The 20,811-nt window shown below is 68.1% G+C and carries 15 protein-coding genes, 1 tRNA gene and 1 pseudogene; 4 read left to right on the top strand and 13 right to left on the bottom strand.

Features of this window, described 5'->3' with window-relative positions:
• Nucleotides 1-137: 137 nt before the first annotated feature.
• Nucleotides 138-818, bottom strand: a complete 681-nt coding sequence (locus BST28_RS10650) for an LppX_LprAFG lipoprotein (protein ID WP_207570078.1) — start codon at nt 816-818, stop codon at nt 138-140.
• A 308-nt stretch (nt 819-1,126) separates the two neighbouring features.
• Between BST28_RS10650 and BST28_RS10645 the strand changes: the two genes are divergently transcribed.
• Complete coding sequence (locus tag BST28_RS10645; protein WP_083080998.1) at nt 1,127-2,479, top strand: MFS transporter; 1,353 nt, start codon at nt 1,127-1,129, stop codon at nt 2,477-2,479.
• A gap of 16 nt (nt 2,480-2,495) precedes the next feature.
• Here BST28_RS10645 and BST28_RS10640 read toward each other — a convergent pair.
• Together BST28_RS10640 and BST28_RS10635 are read right to left on the bottom strand one after the other, a co-directional pair.
• A pseudogene (locus BST28_RS10640) lies at nt 2,496-3,465 on the bottom strand (RNA polymerase subunit sigma-70).
• A gap of 118 nt (nt 3,466-3,583) precedes the next feature.
• Complete coding sequence (locus BST28_RS10635) at nt 3,584-3,940, bottom strand: hypothetical protein (RefSeq protein ID WP_065289917.1); 357 nt, start codon at nt 3,938-3,940, stop codon at nt 3,584-3,586.
• A 135-nt stretch (nt 3,941-4,075) separates the two neighbouring features.
• Between BST28_RS10635 and BST28_RS10630 the strand changes: the two genes are divergently transcribed.
• The gene (locus BST28_RS10630; RefSeq protein ID WP_083080967.1) at nt 4,076-4,792 is read left to right on the top strand and encodes a hypothetical protein; all 717 of its coding nucleotides are present in this window, start codon (nt 4,076-4,078) and stop codon (nt 4,790-4,792) included.
• Between the two features lie 12 nt (nt 4,793-4,804).
• Here the strand turns inward: BST28_RS10630 and BST28_RS10625 are convergent, their stop codons facing one another.
• From BST28_RS10625 to BST28_RS10610, 4 genes are read right to left on the bottom strand one after another with little or no spacing between them, the layout of a single operon-like run.
• A complete protein-coding gene (locus tag BST28_RS10625; protein WP_083080966.1) occupies nt 4,805-6,817 on the bottom strand; it encodes a bifunctional copper resistance protein CopD/cytochrome c oxidase assembly protein in 2,013 nt (670 codons plus the stop codon).
• Nucleotides 6,818-6,870: 53 nt separating this feature from the next.
• Nucleotides 6,871-9,237 carry a glycerol-3-phosphate 1-O-acyltransferase gene (locus tag BST28_RS10620; protein ID WP_083080965.1) on the bottom strand — a complete coding sequence of 789 codons (2,367 nt, stop codon included), beginning with the start codon at nt 9,235-9,237 and terminating at the stop codon, nt 6,871-6,873.
• Nucleotides 9,234-10,835 (bottom strand): HAD-IB family hydrolase/lysophospholipid acyltransferase family protein, encoded by a 1,602-nt coding sequence (locus tag BST28_RS10615; protein ID WP_083080964.1) that lies wholly within the window; start codon nt 10,833-10,835, stop codon nt 9,234-9,236. The genes BST28_RS10620 and BST28_RS10615 overlap by 4 nt, the downstream gene beginning before the upstream one ends.
• Nucleotides 10,832-12,280, bottom strand: coding sequence for a wax ester/triacylglycerol synthase family O-acyltransferase (locus BST28_RS10610; protein ID WP_207570076.1), 1,449 nt, complete (start codon nt 12,278-12,280; stop codon nt 10,832-10,834). The genes BST28_RS10615 and BST28_RS10610 overlap by 4 nt, the downstream gene beginning before the upstream one ends.
• Nucleotides 12,281-12,545: 265 nt before the next feature.
• Here BST28_RS10610 and BST28_RS10605 point away from each other — a divergent pair.
• Nucleotides 12,546-12,619 (top strand) — tRNA-Arg (locus tag BST28_RS10605).
• Between the two features lie 209 nt (nt 12,620-12,828).
• Complete coding sequence (locus tag BST28_RS10600) at nt 12,829-13,587, top strand: enoyl-CoA hydratase (protein ID WP_083080960.1); 759 nt, start codon at nt 12,829-12,831, stop codon at nt 13,585-13,587.
• A 9-nt stretch (nt 13,588-13,596) separates the two neighbouring features.
• On the opposite strand, the gene BST28_RS10595 is transcribed toward BST28_RS10600, so the two are convergent.
• From BST28_RS10595 to BST28_RS10570, 6 genes are all read right to left on the bottom strand, one after another.
• Nucleotides 13,597-14,772, bottom strand: coding sequence for a dihydrolipoamide acetyltransferase family protein (locus BST28_RS10595; RefSeq protein WP_083080957.1), 1,176 nt, complete (start codon nt 14,770-14,772; stop codon nt 13,597-13,599).
• Nucleotides 14,769-15,827, bottom strand: a complete 1,059-nt coding sequence (locus BST28_RS10590) for an alpha-ketoacid dehydrogenase subunit beta (RefSeq protein ID WP_083080954.1) — start codon at nt 15,825-15,827, stop codon at nt 14,769-14,771. The genes BST28_RS10595 and BST28_RS10590 overlap by 4 nt, the downstream gene beginning before the upstream one ends.
• Nucleotides 15,827-16,921, bottom strand: coding sequence for a pyruvate dehydrogenase (acetyl-transferring) E1 component subunit alpha (gene pdhA, locus BST28_RS10585; RefSeq protein WP_065288281.1), 1,095 nt, complete (start codon nt 16,919-16,921; stop codon nt 15,827-15,829). Before pdhA ends, BST28_RS10590 begins: the two co-directional genes overlap by 1 nt.
• 89 nt (nt 16,922-17,010) lie before the next feature.
• Nucleotides 17,011-19,605, bottom strand: coding sequence for a multicopper oxidase domain-containing protein (locus tag BST28_RS10580; RefSeq protein WP_083080951.1), 2,595 nt, complete (start codon nt 19,603-19,605; stop codon nt 17,011-17,013).
• A 124-nt stretch (nt 19,606-19,729) separates the two neighbouring features.
• Nucleotides 19,730-20,140, bottom strand: a complete 411-nt coding sequence (locus BST28_RS25380) for an Imm61 family immunity protein (RefSeq protein WP_526022680.1) — start codon at nt 20,138-20,140, stop codon at nt 19,730-19,732.
• Nucleotides 20,141-20,211: 71 nt separating this feature from the next.
• The coding region (locus BST28_RS10570) for a TNT domain-containing protein (RefSeq protein ID WP_133054293.1) at nt 20,212-20,811 on the bottom strand (600 nt) is incomplete at its 5' end.

The raw sequence follows: 20,811 nt of genomic DNA, 5'->3' as shown, positions 1-20,811 counted from the left end.
GTTGCAGCGGAGCCGTCAGGCCCGCCGGTGCTGCACCCATTGAGCCCGGGAGTCCCGACAACCAGGCCGGGCCGACCGTCGGGCGCAACGGCAACTGTGGAAGAAAGCCGAACTGGGGATAACGGCGCGGCAGGCCGCTACACGCGCGGTTTACCGACGCTGACCGGCGCGTTCCAGTTCGAGAACGTCATCTGCACGGCGTTGTCGGCGCCGGAGGCCAGCTCAAGCCGAACCAGGTGGTGATCGCCGGTCTCCTGGATCCAGACGGTGCACGAGGTGCGTTTGTTCGCGTGCAGTTGGGGCACGATCTTCTTCGCCGCATCGGCCGACACCTCTCCGGTGACCCGGACGGTGTGCACCTCATCGATCGTCTCGCGGCCTTCGACCTCGGGATCGACGAAATCGGTCAGCATGTCGGCCAGGCCGGTGTCCGGGCTCAGGATCGTCGCCGCGTCGTAGAAATTCGCGGCGGGCCCGTAGTCGACCCACCGGCCGGGCGACTGCGACACGAACAGCTCCCCGCCGAAGACGACGAATTGCACATAGGCCGGTGCGCCTCGGTAGGCGATCTTGGCGTAGCCCTTCGCCGCGTCGGCGGGCCGGCGGGTCACGTCGGCGTCGAGCGCGGTGATCGCCATGTTGTCGATGCTGCCGGTCACCGACAGGCTCAGGTGCACGCTGTCGACGTCGGCGGTCGCGGCGCTGGCCTCCTTGAGGATCGCCGAGGCGTCGGGAAGTGGTTCGCTGGCCTTCTTCGACGACGTGGCCGAGGGAGATTCCGTCGGCGACGATGTCGCCCGGGCCGTGGAGGTCGCCACGGTCGTCGAGGATGTGGTCGTGGCCACGGATGACGCTGACGGAGCCGACGGGGAGGGGCTGGACGAGCATCCGGCGAGCAGGGCGGCGGCGGCGCCCGCAACGGTCAGGACGGCTGGGAGCCTGCGCATGCCCGTCATCGTAGAGGGCGCCTGGCGGTCCGGGCACCGCTCCTGTGTCAACGAGAACTGTGAACACAGTTGGTATACGTTGCTTAGCGGTGGATACCAACGGCCGGTCCGGCAGCGGTGCACACACGAACCGCACAACATGGGCACGCGACGATATCCGGGTTTCGGACCCGGCGGCCATGCAACGGTCGATCGCGGGCACCGCGGTCGGCAACTTCATGGAGTGGTACGACTTCGGCATCTACGGCTTCCTGGCAACCACCATCGCGCAGGTGTTCTACCCCAGTGACAGCTCCAGCGCGGTGGGTCTGATCGCCACGTTCGGCACCCTGGCCGCAGCCTTCGCCGTGCGACCGTTCGGCGGGATCGTCTTCGGTGCCTGGGGCGACCGGATCGGCCGCAAACGGGTCCTGATCATGACGGTCACGCTGATGGCGGTGGGCACCACGGTGACCGGGCTGCTGCCGTCCTACGAGTCGATCGGGGTCTGGGCCCCGATCCTGCTCATCGTCACCAAGATCATGCAGGGCTTCTCCACCGGTGGTGAGTACGTGGGCGCGATGACCTACGTCAGCGAACACGCCCCCGATCGCAGCCGCGGCGCACTGACCGGGTTTCTCCCGCTGGGGACGCTGAGCGGCTACGTGGTGGGCGCGGCGGTGGTGACCGGGTTGAAATCGCAACTGCCGGTCGCCGACATGCTGCACTGGGGCTGGCGAGTGCCCTTCCTGCTGGGCGTCCCGCTGGCCTTCATCGCGCTGTACATGCGGTTGCGCATCGATGAGTCGCCGGCCTTTGAAGAGCTGGAACAGATCAGCGAAAACCATCAGGGGCCCCGCAGCAGCGGCTGGCAGCAGTTCCGGCAGACCGTGGTGCGACAGCGCGCAGGCCTGCTGATCTGCATGGGCCTGGTGCTGGCCGAGAACGTCACCAATTACATGCTCACCGGCTACCTGCCGACCTACTTCAAACAGGTCGGACGCATCAGCGGCAGCCGCGGCCTGACGATGATCGTGGTGGCACTGTTGTTGATGCTGATCGCGGTGGTGCCGTTGGCCCGGTTGTCCGACCGGATCGGCCGCAAGCCGATCCTGTGGGCAGGCAGCGCCCTGCTGATCTTCGGCTCCCTTCCGGCATTCCTGTTGATCCGCCATGGCGGGAGCTATCCACTGCGGCTCCTCGGTGTGCTGCTCATCGGCGTGATGCTGCTGTGCTTCAACAGCACCACCCCGTCGACCCTGCCGGCCCTGTTCCCCACCAAGGTGCGCTATTTCACGGTGGCGGTCGGGTTCAACATCTCGGTGTCGGCCTTCGGCGGCACCACTCCCCTGGTGGCCGAGACGCTGGTGTCCGGAACCGGCAACGTGCTGGTGCCGGCCTACATCTTGATGGCCGCGGGCGTGGTGGGTGCGATCACGGTGTGGTTCACCCCGGAGACGGCCGGCAAGCGCCTCCCCGGGTCAGGTCCTTCGGTGGCCACCGAACAAGAGGCCGACGCGATCGCCGAGGCCGGGCTGCGCCTGCGCGAATAAGGGCTGCAGGCTCCTCTCACCTCGCGTCGGTCGACAGCACGAGGGGCAGGTCGAAGCCGCGCAACCCAGTGATGTCCATGAAGGCCACGACTCGAGCGACGCCCTGCGGCCCGAGACTGAGCACATGCAGGGCGTGCAGGCGATGGCGTCCATCCGTGGCCGCCGGGTATAGCGCCACCGCGGGTTGCCCGTTGGCCGAGGTGCGGATGACCGGGATTTTGCCGAAGCCACGCATGCGTGCGCCCAGGAAGGTGCCGATCGCCGCGCTGCCCGCAAACCAGGTGAGAAACGGTGGCATCTCATAGACCGCGTCCTCGGTCAACACTGCGACCAGCTCGTCGACGTCGGCGTTTTGAAATGCGGCCATACCGGTCGAGCAGTTGACGCTGCCGCAGCTCCGACGGCTGCACCAGCGAGTCGCTGTCTGCGGGAAGATGTGCGCGAGCGCGCTGTAGGGCACTGTTGACCGCGGCCACGCTGACATCAAGCTGTGCCGCCACCTCGGCTGCCGTCCAGCCCAGTACCTCTCGCAGGATCAGGACTGCGCGCTGCTGGGGCGGAAGGATCTGCAGGACGGCGATGAAGGCCAACCGCATGGTCTCGCGTGCAGCCACCACGGTGCCAGGGTCGCTGGTGGTGTCGGCCAACAGCGAATCGGGGGCGGGCTGTAACCAGGCCAGCTCGGGAGCACCGGTGACCACACCCGAGGTGGGGTCGGCGGCCGGCGCATGCAGATCTGAGGGCAATGGGCGTCGCTTTCGGCGCTCGATGGCTTTCACGAACGCCCGGGTGGCGATGCGATACAGCCAGGTGCGAAGCGATGAGCGCCCTTCGAAACCCTCATAGGCCCGCCACGCGTCCAGATAGACGTCCTGAACGACTTCTTCGGCATCGTCGACCGAGCCGAGCATGCGGTAGCCGTAGGCGACCAGCTCACGGCGGAACGGCTCGGCCAGCCGCGCGAAATCCTCACCCGTGATGCTCATGACGATCCGGTGTCTCCACCGTGTCGTGCCACGGCGATTCGTTGATGTAGCGCTGCCAGCCTGACGGGATCAGATCCAGGAACCGGTAGGCACTCAGGACGAAAGCCCGCCTTCACCATCATCTCGCCACACTGGCACTGTGGTAGGAGCCGATCAACACCGCATACATCACCACGGGCGGTGCGGCCAGACGCTCGGCGAGGGCACGGTGGAATTCGCGGTACGCGACGCATTCGGCGAAAGGATCGCTGGTGCCGTCGAATGCGACGACATGCATGAATCCCACTCCGCCATCGAACATCAACACCTGATACTCGACTCCCCCGGGATCTCGGGCAGCCAGTTCGCCTAACACGTCCTCGATCAGCTCGCGGTTGTGTTCCGCGCCCTCGCTCGTCGTGAAGTACTGCACCACCGCGGCTCTTCTCAACGCACACCTCCACACATACAGAGGCCCGATGGTCACCAGACTCATCGGCGGAATCCCGGCCTGTTGCCGACGTCGCGGCGAGTGCGATGAGTTTCAGCCGCCCGCTTCCTCCATATCAACGAGGGCTCGCTCAGCGAGCCCGTTCATCGCAGAGAACCGTTACTAGTTACAGGAGCAGACATGAACGATTTACTCGATCGCGCGCTCGCCGCGCACGGCGGCTTGGATCGATGGAATCAGGTCAAGTCGATCACCGTCGAGGCGTCCATCACCGGGGCACTGTTCGACGTCAAAGGCGATCCCGACGCCGTCAAGGACGTTCGATTCGAGGTGGACACCACACGCCAGCTGCTCACGATGGACTTCGCCGGCCAAGACAAACGGGCGATCTTCGAGCCCTCTCGCGTCGTCGTCCAGCGGCGCGACGGTACGCTCATCGACGCGCGCGACGACCCGGAGAGCTCGTTTGACGGTCATCAGCTCGAAACCCGTTGGGATGACGTCCATCTCGCGTACTTCACCGGAGAGGCGCTGTGGACGTATCTGAATACGCCGTTCCTCTACACCTGGCCCGGGTTCACCACCGAGGAGATCACCCCGATCGAGGTCGACGACGAAACCTGGCAACGGTTGAAGGTGACGTTCCCAGATCACATCAAAAGCCATACCCGCGAACAGATCTCGTGTTTCGGTCCGGACGGGTTGCTGCGTCGCCATGACTTCACCATCAACGTCATCGGCGGGGCACCCGGCATGCTCTACGCCGCCGACTACCGCGACGTCGACGGCATCGTCATCCCCACCAGGCGACGAGGCTACGCGTGGCAGGGCGACTACCAGCGCATCGCCGAGCCCCTGCTGGTCGCTATCGATATGAGCGAGATCACCCTCGACTGACCCACCTCGCGGCTACAACTGCCCGGCGGCGTCGCGGCGGGCCACCTCGGCCAGCATCGCGTTATAAGCGGCCAACTCGGCGTCCTCGTCGCGGTCGGCGGAACGGTCAAGTCGCTTCGCGGTCCGGCTGTCGCTGCGATGCCACTGCACCAACAGCGCGATCATCACCACCAACAGGGGAAGTTCTCCCGCCGCCCAGGTGATGCCGCCGCCGAGGTGCTGATCTCCGGCCAGGTCGGTGTGCCACGGCAACCGCAGGCCGGCGTAGAACCACTCGCCCAGCACCTTGTGCATGCCCATCAAAAACACCCCGAAGAAGCCGTGCATCGGCAGCGATGCGAATACCACCGCCAGCTTGGCCAGCGGTGAGATCGGCCGCGGTGTGGGATCCACGCCGATCACCACCCAATAGAAGAGATACCCGCTGAGCAGGAAGTGCACGTTCATCGCGACGTGCCCCGCGTGGCTGCCGACGATCGAGTCGAAGATGGTGCTGAAATACAGCCCGTAGAAGCCGGCCACGAAGATCACCGCCGCGATGATCGGGTTGGTCAGGAACCGCGAGACCCGGCTGTGCAGCGCCGCCAGCAACCATTCCCGCGGTCCGGGCGCCGTGCCGCGACCGGCGGCCGGCAGCGCCCGCAGCGCCAGCGTGGTCGGCCCGCCCAGCACCAGCAGGATCGGCACCAGCATCGACAGCAGCATGTGCACGATCATGTGCATGCTGAACATCGCCGGCATGTAGCGCCCGGTTCCCGATGAGGTGGCGACCAGCAGCGTCGCACAGCCCAGCAGCCAGGCGGTGGTGCGGCCGGCGGGCCAGGCATCGCCGCGGCGACGCAGGCGCAGCACCCCGGCCAGGTAGACCGCCGCCAGCACCACCGCGGCGGTGCCGAAGATCACGTCGAACCGCCAGTCGAACAGGATGCGTGCCAGCGTGGGCGGGCCGGCGAAGTCGTAGCCGATCTTGACCATGGGGATCGACGGGTTCAGCACCGGCGGCGGGGGCGGCGGGGTGCGGCCGAGTCCGACCGCGATGCCGAAGGTGACCGCGAAGACGCCGGCCTCGATCAGGGCCAGCCGGATCAGCGGCCCCCGCGCCTGACCGTCGGCCCGCAACGCGGCCACCCCGCGGCGCCGTTGCGCGACGCCGACGACACCGAGCACACCCAGCGCGATGACCTTGCCCAGCAGCAAGAGGCCGTACTCGCTGGTCAGCAGGTCGGACGGGGCCAGCCGCACCAGCGCGTTGAGCACTCCGGACAGGCCCATCGCCACAAAGCACCACAGCGCCACCGTGGAGAACCGCCGCGCCGCCAGGTCGGCGTGTTCACCGCCGCGCAGCGCGTGGACGAGCAGGGCGAACAGGCCGCCTGCCCACAGGCCCGCGGCGACCAGGTGAATCAGCAGGCTGTTGGTGGCCAGGTCATGGGAGCCGCCGGCCGCCGAGTGCCCGGTCAACCCCAGCGGGACCAGCGTCAGTACCGAGCCCGCCAGCAGCGCCGGCGTCCACGACCAGCGCAGCACCGGCAGGCTCGCCAGGGCCACCGCCGCAGCCAGCAGCGCCGTCCACCGCCAGGCGGACGCGGTGTCGATCAGGCTGGTCAGCGACCAGGTCGTCACCGGGTCGAGGAGTTCAGACACCGGATGGCCGGAGACATCCGAGATGGTCAGCGGGACCAGCAGCGCCGCGCACACCGCCCATGCACCCGATGCCGCCGTGCCCAGCCGCAGCGCACGGTAGCCGGCGACGTCAAGCACCCCGCTGTCCTGCGGCGGCACCAGAAACGCGGCGAGCAGAAACGAACCGACCGCCAGCACCGCGGCGGTCTCGCCGGCGGCGCGCACGAACGGCAGGCCCAGCGTGGTCACCGGACCGGGATCGGGCAGACCGGTCGCGGTCAGCGCGTCGGCCAACGACAGCGCCGCGATCCCGGCCGCGGTGCAGCCGGCCAGGATCGCCACCCCGGCCAATACCGGCAGATAGCTGGCCGAGCGGGCGCGGGTCGCCGGAATCGCGGTCATGCCCCCAGCGTATGGCGCGCGCCCGCCGCAGCGCATATCGAGCCGTCGCCGCGCTACCCCTCGCCGCGAGCCCGCCGAAGCCGCCTGGCCTCGGCATCTCTGGCGAAAAACTCCCGGCGGGCGATCCGGGCGATGTGATCGGAGTCCTTCAGGATGCGACGCAATTCGGCGCGGAACGCCCTGCGGCGTTCCGCCAGATCCGGTGTGTTCTCCAACAGCCCCTGATCGGCGACCACCTGACGTGCGGTGGCGAACAGCAGGGTGGACACCGACTCACTGCTGCGGATGCGCCCCTGCGCGACGTATTGCCGACCGACACCCAGCGCCAGCTGGGTCAGCTCCTTCTCGCCGATATCGGCCGGGGCATCGCAGAGCACGTCGGCGACGATCTCGTACGCCTCGAAGAACACCCGCAACATGACGTCGGACATCACCGGTTTCTTCTCCGACAAGATGCCGTCGATCTCAGCGCCGCCGGCGGCCACCCGGGCTTCCCAATCGGTGAACCACGACATCTCCTCGGCGATGTTCTCCCGGAACGCGGCCGAGTCCGCGAAGTAGAAGTCGAACTTGAGCAAATCGCGCAGCCGCATGGCCTGGTCCCAGAACGCGTCGAGTCGGTCGCCTTCGCCGCGGCCGGCATGGGCCAACGCCAACTCGACGATCGAAGTCTCCAGGAAGGCGTGGATCACCGAGTTGCGGTAGAACGATGCCGCGTGTTCGTCCTCGGGGGCGATCCGCCACACCGACTCCCGCCCGCCGTCCACCCGGGTGACCGGATGCCCGTTGGACAGCGCGTCCACCGCCGCCCGGACCCCGTCCCGGCTACGCAGCCGCAGCGCGCTGGTGGAGATCGGTGTCTGCTTGCGTTCCAGGTAGTCCAGACCCTCCTGCAACGAGTGGTGGATCTGCTCGAGCGTCAACGCGAGCCCGTGCGTGGTCAGCAGCAGCGCGGACACCAGGCCGGTCGCGCTGATCGGCGTGACCCGCTGGATACGCCACGCCACCTCGATGGCCATCTTCTGCATCGCAAGCCGCTTGGCGGCCGGATCGATCACGCCTGCGCCGTCGCGCGGTCCAAGGTACTGGCGCATCGAGACCGCCTCGGGGAACCGCACATAGATCTTGCCGTAGTTGCGTTCGCCCTGCGCCTTGATGAACCGGTACAGCCAGCGGATTCCCTCGGGCGTCTTCTCCCCGCCGCGGGCATAGGCGGCGTACTCGGCCGTCTCGTGCAGCTGGTCAAAGCTGATCGAAACGCCCTGCAGCAGAACATCATCGGTGCGGTCATCCAGGTAGGCATCGGCGACGTAGGTCATCAGCCCCAGCTTGGGAGGCAACATCTTTCCGGTGCGCGACCGGGTTCCCTCGATCGACCAGCTCAGGTTGAACCGCTTCTCCATCACGTAGCCGACGTACTCCTTGAGCACGTATTTGTAGAGCGGGTTGTCGCCGATGGCGCGCCGGATGAAGATGACTCCGGAGCGGCGCAGCAACGGTCCCATCAAGCCGAACGACAGATTGATCCCGGCGAACACGTGCACCGGCGGTAGCCGGTTCTCCTGCATGGCCACTGGCATCACCGCACCGTCGATATAGGACCGGTGGGAGAACAGCAGCACCGCGGGATGGTTTTCCAGCGCGGTGCGCAGCGCGGCGACCTGATACTCGTCGTAGTCGATCTCGGGGTCGAACCCGCGGCTGAGCAACTTGGTCAGCACGCCGACCAGGTCGACCGAGACGCGACTCCATCCGGTGGACAGCTCGTCGAGCATCTTGCCGGCCTCGTCGAGCGTGGCACCGGGAATGTCTTTCAGTCCGTCACGAAACCTGCTGGAGGCCAAGATCTCCGGCTTGACCAGCCGCGGGGACTTGTACTGCGGGCCCAGGATCCGGTATTCGGCGCGCTCGAGTGCCAGCACCGCCCGGCGGGTGACGAAATGAGCGAAGTCCCGGGGGTTGTCACCGACGGTGTTCTGACTCCACTGCTGGCGCAATTCGGCGACGCTGGCCGGCTCTCCGGCCACCACGCGGGCCAGCGACGATTCGGTGCGCACGATGCGCCGTTGCTGACGCTCACTGGGCCGGTAGGGGTTTCGGCCGGGCAGCAACGCGATGACCCGAGACAGCGCCGAGGCACCGGCGCGCGGCATCCAGAACACCCGAACCGGCAGGATGGACCTGCGCTCGTCGCGTTCGAGCTGCCCCACCAGCCGGGCCATCACCGCGGGCTGCCGATCCACCGCGTCCATCTGCAGCAGTTCGATGCGGGTGTCGGGTTGCGCGTCGCGATACCGGTCCAGCCATTCCTGGATCAGTTCGGCCTCCACCGGCGTCGACACGAACGCCAGCACCAGCGTGTCGCCGGTGTGGGTGGACCCGGAGGAGTCAGCGGAGTCGGTATCCGATGATGTGGTCACTGCCCCCCTTTCGGGCCGGCGGACGGGGGTGTATTGGCCGGCGCCTTGTGGGCCCGGGTCTTCTTCGCCGTCTTCTTGGCGGACTTCTTCGCGGAAGGCTTCGCCGCTGACTTGGGCCGCCACGGCGGCAACTCGTCGACGGGCCAGTCGGCCAGGGTGTCCAGGTAGAGCTGGCGTACCTCCGCGATCCGGTCCGACAGATTGTCGACCGTCCAATCGTCGACCGGGATCGCCGGGAACACCGCCACGTCCACGGTTCCGGGGTTGGCGCTCATCGAGTCCCGGGCGGCGACCACTTCGGCGTTCCGGATCACGATCGGCACGATCGGGATCCCGGCGGCCATCGCGATCCGGAACGGCCCCTTCTTGAACGGCCCCACCTCGGTGGTGTCCACCCGGGTGCCCTCCGGGGCGATCACCACCGACAGTCCCCGCTTGGCGCGCTCCTCGACCTCGTGCAGTGACTCCACCGCCGACACCGCGTCGTCCCGGTCGATGAACACCATCTCGGTCAGCTTGCCCAGCGGACCGGCGATCGGGTCTCGTTCCAGCTCCCGCTTGCCGACGCTGATCCAGTTGTCGCGCACCAGCGATGCGGTGATGACCGGGTCGACCTGGTTGCGGTGATTGAAGATGAACACCGCCGGCCGGGTTGCGGTGAGATTCTCCTTGCCGATCACGTTGAGCCGCACACCATTGAGGCTCAACAGCAGATGCGGAAAGTACGAGGTGAAGAAGTTGACGCCGCGGCGCCGGCTACCGCTCAGCAGCCCCAGCCCGATCGCCCCGGCGCCCACCGGCACCATCGACCCCAGTCCGGCCAGGTTCCGCAACTGGCCGAGGACACCGCCGCCGCGGCTGCTGAATCGCAGGATGGGCCAGCCGCGCTTGCGGGCGACCGAGGCCATCTTGCCCTCGGGGTTCGTCGGCCGGGGGTTGCCGACCAGATGCATCAATGCGACGTCCTCGTCGCCGTCGGCGTAGAAGTAGCTGTCCTGTAGGTCGATGTCGTGGTCGGCGGCAAACTTCTGCACCGCGGCGGCCTTACCCGGCCCCCACAGGATCGGTTCGACGACCTCTCCGGTGAGCACTCCGTTCTCGTCGGTGACGAACGCATTGGTGAGCGTGTTGGTGATGCCCAGGAAACGGGCGACCGGTTCGACTTGAATGGTCAGCGCCGAAGAGCTCAGCACCACGGTGTGCCCGCGCGCCTGGTGCGCCCGCACCAGCTCGCGCATCTCCGGGTAGATCCGCTTGGCGATCTTCTGGATGAACAACCGCTCGCCGATCTCATCAAGATCACTGATCGACCGGCCCCGCAACGCCGAGGACGCCGTGGTGATGAGCTCCTCGAACTCGATGCGGCCGAGCTGGTGGTTGAGCCCGGCCTGGATCATGCCGAACAGCTCCGCCAGCCCCATGTCGCGGCTACGGAAACGCTCCCGGGTGAGGATGACGGCGGTGAACCCGGCCACCAAAGTGCCGTCCAGGTCGAAGAACGCGCCGATCTTGGGGCCGGGCGGGCTGGCGGCGATCTCGGCTACCGATCCGGGCAGCCGCATGTCGCGCGGCGGCCGAGACTTCGCGTCGTCGGTCATGACTCGCCACCGGAGCCGAAGGAGGCCGGCACGCAGCGCGGCGCGGGATCGCCGGCGAGCGCCAGCACCTCGTTGAAGCCCTCTACCAGGCAGGTGGTGAACAACTTCGGGTCGCGCAGGGCGGCGCGGTCGTAGCGGACCGTGATGGTGCACTCACCGCCCCGGGAAATCAGCACCACCATCATCGCGACACCCGGCAAGGGACCGATCCCGTAGTGCCGCAGTACCTTCGCGCCCGCGATATAGGTTTCGCCGGGATAGAACGCCACGTTGCTGGCCTGCACGTCGGCGGCGACCACCGACTCGGTCATCTTCTCCAGAACCGGGGACGGAAAGAAGCTCAGCAGCGGTGCGACGGAGCCGATCACGTCCATCGCGGGCTCCTCACGACGCTGGGTCATCTGCGCCCGAATCCGCTTCATCCGCTCCACCGGGTCGGCGACTCCGACCGGGGCGGCCAGGTTCACCCCGGTGAAGCGGTTGCCGCCGGCCGGATCGGCGTCGGCGCGCAGGTTCACCGGGATTGCCATCGGCAGGGTTGCGATCGGCACCCCCAGCGCCCGGTGATAGCGCCCCAGCGCACCGGATAGCGCAGCCAGGTAGGCGTCGTTGATGGATCCACCGCCGGCCTTGGCGGCCCGATGCAGATCCGAGAGCCGGACGTCGATCGCCTCGGTCCGGCTGGCCAGGCTGCGCCGACGCAACAGCGGGGAGGGTTCAGCGGCCTGGCTCATCACGCGCGCACCGGAGCGGGCATAGGTGATGGCGCCGGTGACCGCCGACAGCGGATCACGCACGGTGCGGGTCGCCATCGACAGCGCCCCCAGCAGAACATCACGGGCGCCGCCGAGCATCGCGATCGGCAGGTGGTTGATGCCGTCACGCATCAGGTCGTTGGCCGACAGGTCCTGCGGTACAGGCTGCGGCGGCATCGACCGCGGCGGCGGATCGCGTTCCAGGTCATAGATCCGGCCGAACATCGCGGCGCCCCCGACACCGTCGGTGACCGCATGGCTCAGATGCATCAGGGTGGCCGCGCGCCCCTCGGCCAGCCCCTCCACCAGCGTCGCCGACCACAGCGGGCGCTGAATGTCCATCGGGGATTGCAGCGCCAACTCGGCCAGATCCAGCACCTCGCGCAGCCCCCCGGGCTCGGGCACCCGGATCCGCCGAACATGAAAATCGAGATTGAAGTCGGGGTCTACCACCCAGCGCGGCGCCGCCGTCGGCAGCGTGGGCACCACCACCTTCTGACGCAGCCGCAGCACGCGCCGCGAGACGTTTTCGAACAGGCTCCGGAACCGGTCCCAGTCCGGGGTGGTGTCGAGCAGCTCCAAGCCCATGATCCCCGACCGGGTGCGCGGATTGGCCTCACCGCGGTGTAACAGGTAGTCGAGAGCACCGAGCTCAGTGGGCAGGCCCGCGGCGTCGACCAGGTCACCCACGTGCAGCTCCCGGCCCCGGCTCGCCGCACGGTCTCTCCCGGCGCACCGACGCTGCGACCACCACGTTCCCCTCCTGACTCACACTCTTCACGAGCACCATTCAACGCTAATTGTTAGCCCGCGGCGACGGGGTCGATTGTCCAGATCGGGTCCCCGACCTGCAAAACGAAACACTCTGGTGGCCCGCCGAATTGGAAATGGCACCGGGCGCCATTGCTCAGTCGCCGCCGATCCCCTGCTACCAGCCGATAAACTGGTTTGCATTGCCTCCGTAGCTCAGGTGGATAGAGCACATGACTTCTAATCTTGTGGTCGCAGGTTCGAGTCCTGCCGGGGGCGCAATGCTCGGGAGCGAAGCGCGGCACGTCGTCGCGTGACATTGTGCCGAAGAACGGCGAAGATACCGGGTAAACCGGGAAAGGTAGGGCCATGAGCCACGAACGCACGATCATCCTCTACACCGCCTTCATGATCGCGCTGGTGGTGGCGTCCGCCGTGATCATCGCGTTGGTGGCCTGACCCGTTCCGACCGGATACCGTCATCCCCGATGACAGATTCCGAGCTCGTACTGTTCGCCGTCACCGACCGGGTGGCGTTGATAACCGTCAATGATCCCGATCGCCGCAACGCGGTCACAGCCACGATGTCGGCGCAGCTTCGGGCCGCCGTTGAGCGGGCCGAAGCCGACCCCGGCGTGCACGCGGTGATCGTCACCGGTGCGGGGCGGGCGTTCTGCGCCGGCGCCGACCTCTCCGCCCTCGGGACGGCCACCGAAGACGGGCTGTTGGCGCTCTACGACGGTTTCATGGCGGTCGCGCAGTGCACGCTGCCCACCATCGCCGCGGTCAACGGCGCCGCGGTGGGCGCCGGGCTGAACCTGGCGTTGGCCGCCGACGTGCGCATCGCCGGCCCGGCGGCGCTGTTCGACGCCCGCTTCCAGCAGCTGGGGCTGCACCCGGGAGGGGGCGCTACCTGGATGCTGCATCGCGCGGTGGGGCCCCAGGTGGCCCGGGCCGCGCTGTTGTTCGGCATACGGTTCGACGCTGAGGACGCGGTACGTCACGGGCTGGCCCTGCAGGTCGCCGACGACCCGGTCGCCGCGGCTATGGCGCTGGCCGCCGGCCCCGCTTCCGCACCGCGAGAAGTCGTGTTGGCCACCAAGGCCACCATGCGCACGACCGCCAGTCCGGGCGCGGTCGAAGGCGAGCAGCACGATTTCGCCAAACGCACCGAGTTGGGTCCGCAGGCGGCGAGCGTCGAGTCACCGGAGTTCGCATCGCGGCTGGCCGCAGCGCGGCGCAGATAACCCGGCGGACTACAGTTCCAGCAGCGCGGTGTCGGGATGCTCGATCAGATCGCGTAGCGCACAAAGGAATTCGGCGACCTGTGCACCGTCGGCGATACGGTGGTCGAACGCGCACGTCAGCCTCATCTGCGGGCGCACGACGACGGTGTCGCCCAGAGCCACCGGCCGCGGTTTCAGCGATCCCATACCCAGGATCGCGGCCTCCGGGTAGTTGATCACCGGGACCCCGTCATCGAGGCCCAGGGCGCCGAAGTTGGAGACGGTGAAGGTCGAGCCCTGCAGCTCGGCGGGTTTGAGGCTGCCCGCCCGGGCGTCGGCGACCAGCCGGGTCACGCAATCGGCGATTTCACGGGTGGTCTTTCGGTGCGCGTCGAACACCACCGGCACCAGCAGACCGCGAGGGGCGGCCACCCCGACACCGAGGTGTATTGCGCGGTGGGTGCGCACCCGCGGACCCTCCGGCCCCTCGACCCAGGACGCGTTGAGCACCGGGTGTCGCAGAAGGGCGATGACCAACAGCCGCAGCGTCAGCACGAACGGCGTGATCGCCGCGCCGTCCGGACCGGCGGCCAGGCGATCCCGCAACTGCACCAGGTTGGCGCAGTCTACTTGCACACTGCCGTGGGCGTCCGGAATCCTGCTGCGCGACAGTGCCATCCGTTCGGCCATCGCCGCCTGCACGGGGCTGGGCGCGCGCAGCTCCTGGCCACCGGCGGCCGCGAGCACATTGTCGGTAGTGATCACACCACTCGGGCCCGGTGGGACACCGCTCAGGTCGACGCCGAGTTCGGCGGCGAGTTTGCGGGCGCCCGGCTTGGCTTTGGGCCGCCCGGTGGTGGCGCAGGTGCGGCGGCTGGTGTCGAAGGCCTCGTCGGCGCCGTAGCCCACCAGAACCGGGGTACGCCCGGCGGGTGCGGCATCAGAACCCTCAGCCGCCGTGCCGGTATCGATACGCACCAGCGGCGCCCCGACCGCGAGAACCTCGCCCTCGGCCCCGCCCAGTTCGACGACCCGGCCGGCGTAGGGGCTGGGAATCTCCACTTCGGCTTTGGCCGTCTCCACCGAGCACAACACCTGGTTGAGCTCCACCTGGTCGCCGACGGCGACGTTCCAGCTGGTCACCGTCACCTCTTCGAGCCCCTCACCGAGATCGGGGACCACAAAGGTCTTCGGCTCGGTGCTCACGGCAGCTCCAGGAGCCGCTGGACACTGTCGAGTAGCCGGTCGGGGCCCGGCAGCCAGAGCCGTTCCAGCCGGGCCGGCGGATAGGGTGTGTCGAATCCGGTGGCGCGCAGCACCGGCGCCTCGAGTTCGTAGAACAACTCCTCTTGGATGCGTGCGGCCAGTTCGGCGCCGTAGCCGAGGTTTCGCGGACCCTCGTGCAGCACCACGCACCGTCCGGTGCGGCGGACCGATTCGGCGACGGTGTCGAAGTCCAGCGGGACCAGGGAGCGTAGGTCCACCACCTCCAGGCTCCAATCGTGTTGTTGAGCACCGATTTCGGCGGCCGACAGCGCGGTGGCCACCCCGCCGCCGTACGTCAGCACCGTGACGTCGGTACCCGAACGGCGCACCGCGGCGCATCCGATGCCCGGCTGTGGGCGGGTGGTGTCCACCGGCCCGCGGGACCAGTACCGCCGCTTCGGCTCCAAAAACATCACCGGGTCCGGTGCGGCGATGGCGTGCCGCAACAGCCAGTAGGCATCCGAGGGATCGGCGGGGACCACCACCTTCAGCCCGGCGGTGTGCGCCCAGTAGGTTTCGGTGGATTCCGAATGATGTTCGGCCGCACCGATTCCACCGAACGACGGTATCCGCACCGTGACCGGCATCGAAATCTCGCCGCGGGTGCGGGTCCGGTACTTCGCCAGATGGCTGACCACTTGGTCCAGCGCCGGGTAGCTGAACCCGTCGAACTGAATCTCCGGGACCGGAACGAAGCCGCGCACCGCCAACCCGATCGCGATGCCGATCACCGCGGATTCGGCCAACGGTGTGTCGAAACAGCGTTTCTCACCGAAGGTTTCGGCCAGCCCTTCGGTCACCCGGAATACACCGCCCTGCACGCCGACGTCGGTGCCGAACACCAGCACCTTGCTATCGGCGTCCATCGCATCACGCAGCGCCCGATTGAGCGCCTGCACCATGGTCAGCTGCTCAGTCCCCGCGGTCGGTCCCCCGGGGCCGTCTGCCGAGGCCGGGGTCGGCGAGCGGGTCGGCGGTTCGAGGATCTGGGTCATCAGCGCTCCCTGGCCAGCTCGTCGCGCAGCGCGCGGCGCTGCTGCTGCAGGTCCGGGGTGATGTCGGCGAAGACGGAGGTGAACACCTCGTCGACGTCGACATCGGCCGCACCGACCGTGGCGTCGCGCAACTCGGTGCGCAGCCGCTGCGCCCGGGCCGTGACCCGCTCCTCGAGGCGCTGCGACCAGACCCCGGTGTTGCGCAGGTAGGCGCGGTAGCGCGGGATCGGGTCGAGCGCGGTCCACCGCTCCAGTTCGGCGTCGCTGCGGTAGCGGGTCGGATCGTCGGAGGTGGTGTGCGGCCCGAGCCGGTAGGTGACGGCCTCGATCATGCTCGGCCCGCCGCCGGCGCGGGCCCGCTCGGCGGCTTCGGCCATCACCGCGTAGCAGGCCAGCACATCGTTGCCGTCCACCCGGATCCCCGGCATCCCGTAGCCGATCGCCTTGTGCGCCAGCGACGGCGCGGCGGTCTGCCGGTGCAGCGGCACCGAGATCGCCCACTGGTTGTTCTGCACGTAGAAGACGCACGGCACGGCGAACACCGCGGCGAAGTTCAGCGCTTCGTGGACGTCGCCCTCGCTGGTGGCGCCGTCGCCGACGAACGCGACGGTGACGGAATCCTCGCCGAGGCGCTGCGCTCCCATCGCAGCGCCCACCGCGTGCAGCGCCTGGGTGCCGATGGGAACCGAGATCGGCGCGCAGCATTTCGTGGTGAAATCCAGCCCGCCGTTCCATGTTCCGCGCCAGGAGGCCGCCAGGTTCCACGCGGGGATGCCGCGGGTGATGAACACCCCCAGCTCGCGGTACTGCGGGAACAGCCAGTCGGTTTTGCGCAGGCAGGCGGCGGCACCGACCTGGGCCGCCTCCTGACCGCGGCACGAGGCGTACAGCGCCAGCTCGCCTTGGCGCTGCAGGTTGACCAGTTCGGTGTCGAACTCGCGGGTGAGCACCATCAACTCGTACAGCCAGCCCAGGGTCTCCTCGGGCAGCTCGCGGCTGTAGCGATTCTCGGCGGTCGGCGCCCCGTCCGGCCCGACGAGCTGCACAGGTTCAAGGGCGACTTCGGGACCGGTAATGCCTGGCAGCTGGCCCATGCGAGCCTCCTTGTGACGCTGCTCCCATTATGCCAGCGACCACCCGCCGATTCGGGTTTGCGCGCGCGGCGGTGGCGCCGTGTCGGGTGTTATCCGGCGACGTCGAAGATGCCGTGCGCCCCGTTCTCGGCGTGCCGCATGTCGTGATCCATGAACGGGTAATGGCCGGCCTCGGGGAAGGTCAGTTCGACGAATCCGCCTTGGGCGGGTGCCAGGTCGAGGGCCTGCGACCCGCCGGCCGGGGCCGAGGCATCGCCGGGTCCATGCAGCAGCCAGGCGCCCTCTTTGTAGACGGTGTCGAACTGCGAGCCCACGACGTGGAAGGCGATCGAGTCGCCCGGCCCGGCGTTGACCACCCAGACCCGCACCCGCTCTCCGACGCGGGCCGGCAGCGGGGCGTGCATGTACTGGGCCGCGGTGCCGTTGAACATCCAACCGTCCGGCTGCCCGGCACGGATCGCCGTGGTCTTGGCGTCGGCGTCGGGTGCACCCGTGTAGAGCTGCGCGCCGACCAGGGCATATTCCCGGTCCACCGCCGGCAGCCCGGGTGGGTCGATGATCACCGCGCCGTACATGCCGTTGGCGATGTGCAGCGTCATCGGCGGTGTGCTGCAGTGATACAGCCACGCGCCGGCCCGCCGCGCGGTGAACCGGTAGACCAGCCGCTCCCCCGGCTCGAGCGTGCGCATCGGTTGGTCGGGCGCGAGCGCCCCGGCGTGAAAGTCGATGCCGTGGCCCATGCTCGCGTCGTTGATCAAGGTGATCTCGAAGGTGTCCCCGACCCGGCCGTGCAGGGTCGGGGCCGGCTCGACACCGCCGAAGGTCCAGCGGATCTCGCGGCGCCCGGGCGCGACCTCCAGCTCCCGGTCCACTGCGCGCAGTTCCACCCGATGCACCCCCGGGGTTGCCGGGGCCAGCACCGCATCGCGCGGTGTGAAGCCCGGCGACGGGTCGGCGGCCAGGTTCAAGCTGGCCGGTGCCGGCACTCCCGGGTGCCGGTCGCCGCCGGCGTGCTCGTGGCGGGGGACGCCGCCGACGGCACGGATCGTCATCGTCATCCCGGCTGCCCGGTGTCCGGGTACGTCGCACCAGACGTCCCGGTCCTGGCGGACCACCCCGAGATCGAGCACCGCGGTCTGGCCGCGGCTCAGCCGCGGGGTGTGCTCGCCGGTGTCGACGTGCAGGTCGTGCGGCAGTCCGTCGACGTTGGTGACCCGCAGCACCAGCCGTGTTCCGGCCGGCACCTCCAGCACGTCCGGGGAGAAGCGCATTTTGTTCAGCGTGACGTCGACGGTGCGTGCGGCGCCGGTGACCTCGGCGGCCCCCGAGGGCGTCGGGACACCCAGCCCCAGGACCAGCGCCAGCGCAACCCCGGCGGCCGAGGCCAGGGCCACCGCCCCGGTCACCGCCGCCGAATGCGGCTTGATCGCCTCGGTGTCGATCGGGCCGCGCAGCGCCACCGGCAACGCCAGCCGCAGCGCCAGCAGCAGGAAACTGCCGACCGCGACGGCGGCCAACACCCAGCCGGCCATCGGCAGCGGGCCACGCCACGGCCCGGCCACCAACGGCACCGCGACGTTGATCGCCGCCACCCGCAGCTGCCAGCCCTGGTCTAGGTAGGCGATGACGGCCTTGCGGACCGGGGGGCCGTTGGCCACCAGAATCGGCAGTAGCTGACTCAGCGCACCGAGCAGGATCTGGGCGACGAATCCCACCGCCAGCAGGGGCAGCAGGGTGTGCTCGACGAAGCCGGGCAACACGTCGACCGAGCGGGCCCCGCTCAGGGCGACCACCTCGATCGCGACGGCCACTCCGAGCCAGCCGGTCGCACCGACCAGCATCCAGGCCGCGGGACCGGTGAAGCTTCGTCCCGGCCACAATCCGGCGATGGCCAGGCCCACTCCGAGCGCATAACCCACTAGCCCCGCCGCTGCCAGCCACCAGCTGCCGGCCAGCAGACCCACCGTGGCGACGGTCAATCCGGCCGTCAGGGTCGGCAGCGCACGCCGGGCCATCGCGAAGCTGCGGGGGGTGATCTTCTCCCGGATCGTGGTGGGCCACAGGGTGAAAAGCGTGCCCACCACGGTCAGCCCGATCCAGCCGTAGAGCATCACGTGCACGTGGGTCGTCCATAGCCGCGCATACCACCGTGCAACACCGAGCGCCATCGCCGCACCCGTGCCCGATCCGGCCAGCAGCGCGACCACGGCGGCCAGATAGAAGCCGACGAGATAGTCGAAGCGCGCGGAGAGCGCGCGCTTTTTCATCGCGATCAATTCGGCGCCGTGGGCGAGGCCGACCACGGCCACGACGGCCCCGCCGATACCGGTCAGCACCTCGGCGTTCCACCCGACACCGGACAGGGCCGCGACCACGCCGACGTTGAGCCCGGCCAGCTTGGCCACCAGATGCCAGTGCGGCGGGTCGGGGACCCGGCACAGCGTCGTGGTGAAGTGTCCCGACCAGATCACGATCGCGTTGGTGGCCGCGCCGAGCAGCAGCGCGTGCACCGGTAGCCAGATCGGGTGCGCGAGGGCGTCGTTGCCGACCAGCAGCGCCACCGAGACCGCCAGCCAGGCCAGCACCACGATGTTGGCGCCCAGGAACACCGGCCCGCGCGGTCCGCCCCGGCGACGGAGCTTGGTGGCCGGCGCCGGGGGTGGTGGGGAACCCAACTGGATCATGATCGCCAGGCTACGGTCAGTGCATCACCAGAGGTAAGGGACTTCGGTCGTTGGTGATCTGCCAATGTGGCATCGGCTCGGTAAGCGGGAGCAAGGCGTTGATGTGCGCAAAACTCGAGGGCGTCTATGTCGGAAATCCGTCTCTTGCCATCTCGGCGATCTCGTCAACAGACCTCGACATCAAATGGCTGAAAATAGTGGAATCCGTTTGCGATAGAACCGCGGATCCAACGGGTGACGTTATCTCGGTCCGCCATGGACTGGTGGCCGGCTTCACACTGACATCGCCGCTGTAGCCCTGTCTGAATAGTTGCGGGCCGGACAACGGCAAGCCCAGGACCATGCGCATGAAAGATCCCCATCTCCAGAGGAGATACTTCTCAACTAACGCGAAGTTGGACAACTGCGCAGTCTCGTTATAACGCTTCCGACGGTCATCGGTCTCATCGATAACCCACCAATCGCCCTCGCGTCGAAGGTGAAAGGACTGCGCATCGGAGACAAAGCTGATTTCACAGTCGGGACAGTCAGTCATCACGGACGCCGGTATATGGGACAAGTCGTTCCATTCGACCCACGTGGAGGACAATAACGAGAAATTGTGCATCAGTTTTGAACCACTTTCAGATAGCCTCGCTGGATCAATACTTCGACGCTTGCGCGTTCGCCGGGTGGTGCGATGATCCGATACTGAGTACCGCCACCTGGTTGATGGAACCACGGTGCTGCCCGGGATTGTTCAATCTGCCAGCCCGGCGGGAGCATAGTTGGGTCGTCAACCACATACCGAAAATAGGGACTGGAAGCGCTTTTGGGCGGGAGCGACAATTGAGCGAACGGTGTTCCGTCTGGTGCCAAGTAGCTGCCACTCGGAGGCCCGAACCGTCCGAGTTCGGTTCCCGCGGCCAGGTTGGCATCCGGGACGACGGTGCCTGGTATGGCGTAGGGCTTGCTGGGCAGGGTGTCGTCGGGGTAGATCAGGTGCCCGGCGGAGTCGGTGAATTGGGGTCCTGGCTCGACGGGGTGGTATCCGTCGAACAGCGGCGAATCAGGTGGCAACGGGTGCGCCTCGGCTGCTGGCGCCGGCACATGTGGGCCGCTTGGCGGGACGTGGTCGTGGGCAAGCACAGGTGGGCTGTGGTCGGCGGTCGTTAGTGGTGGGGTGTGGTCGCCACTGGTGGTGGTGACTGGGGTGTGCCCGCTTGG

This window comes from Mycolicibacter kumamotonensis, from assembly GCF_002086285.1.
Taxonomy (GTDB): domain Bacteria; phylum Actinomycetota; class Actinomycetes; order Mycobacteriales; family Mycobacteriaceae; genus Mycobacterium; species Mycobacterium kumamotonense.
Note: the sequence above shows the minus strand (reverse complement) of the source record. Positions and strands in the feature narration are given on the sequence as shown.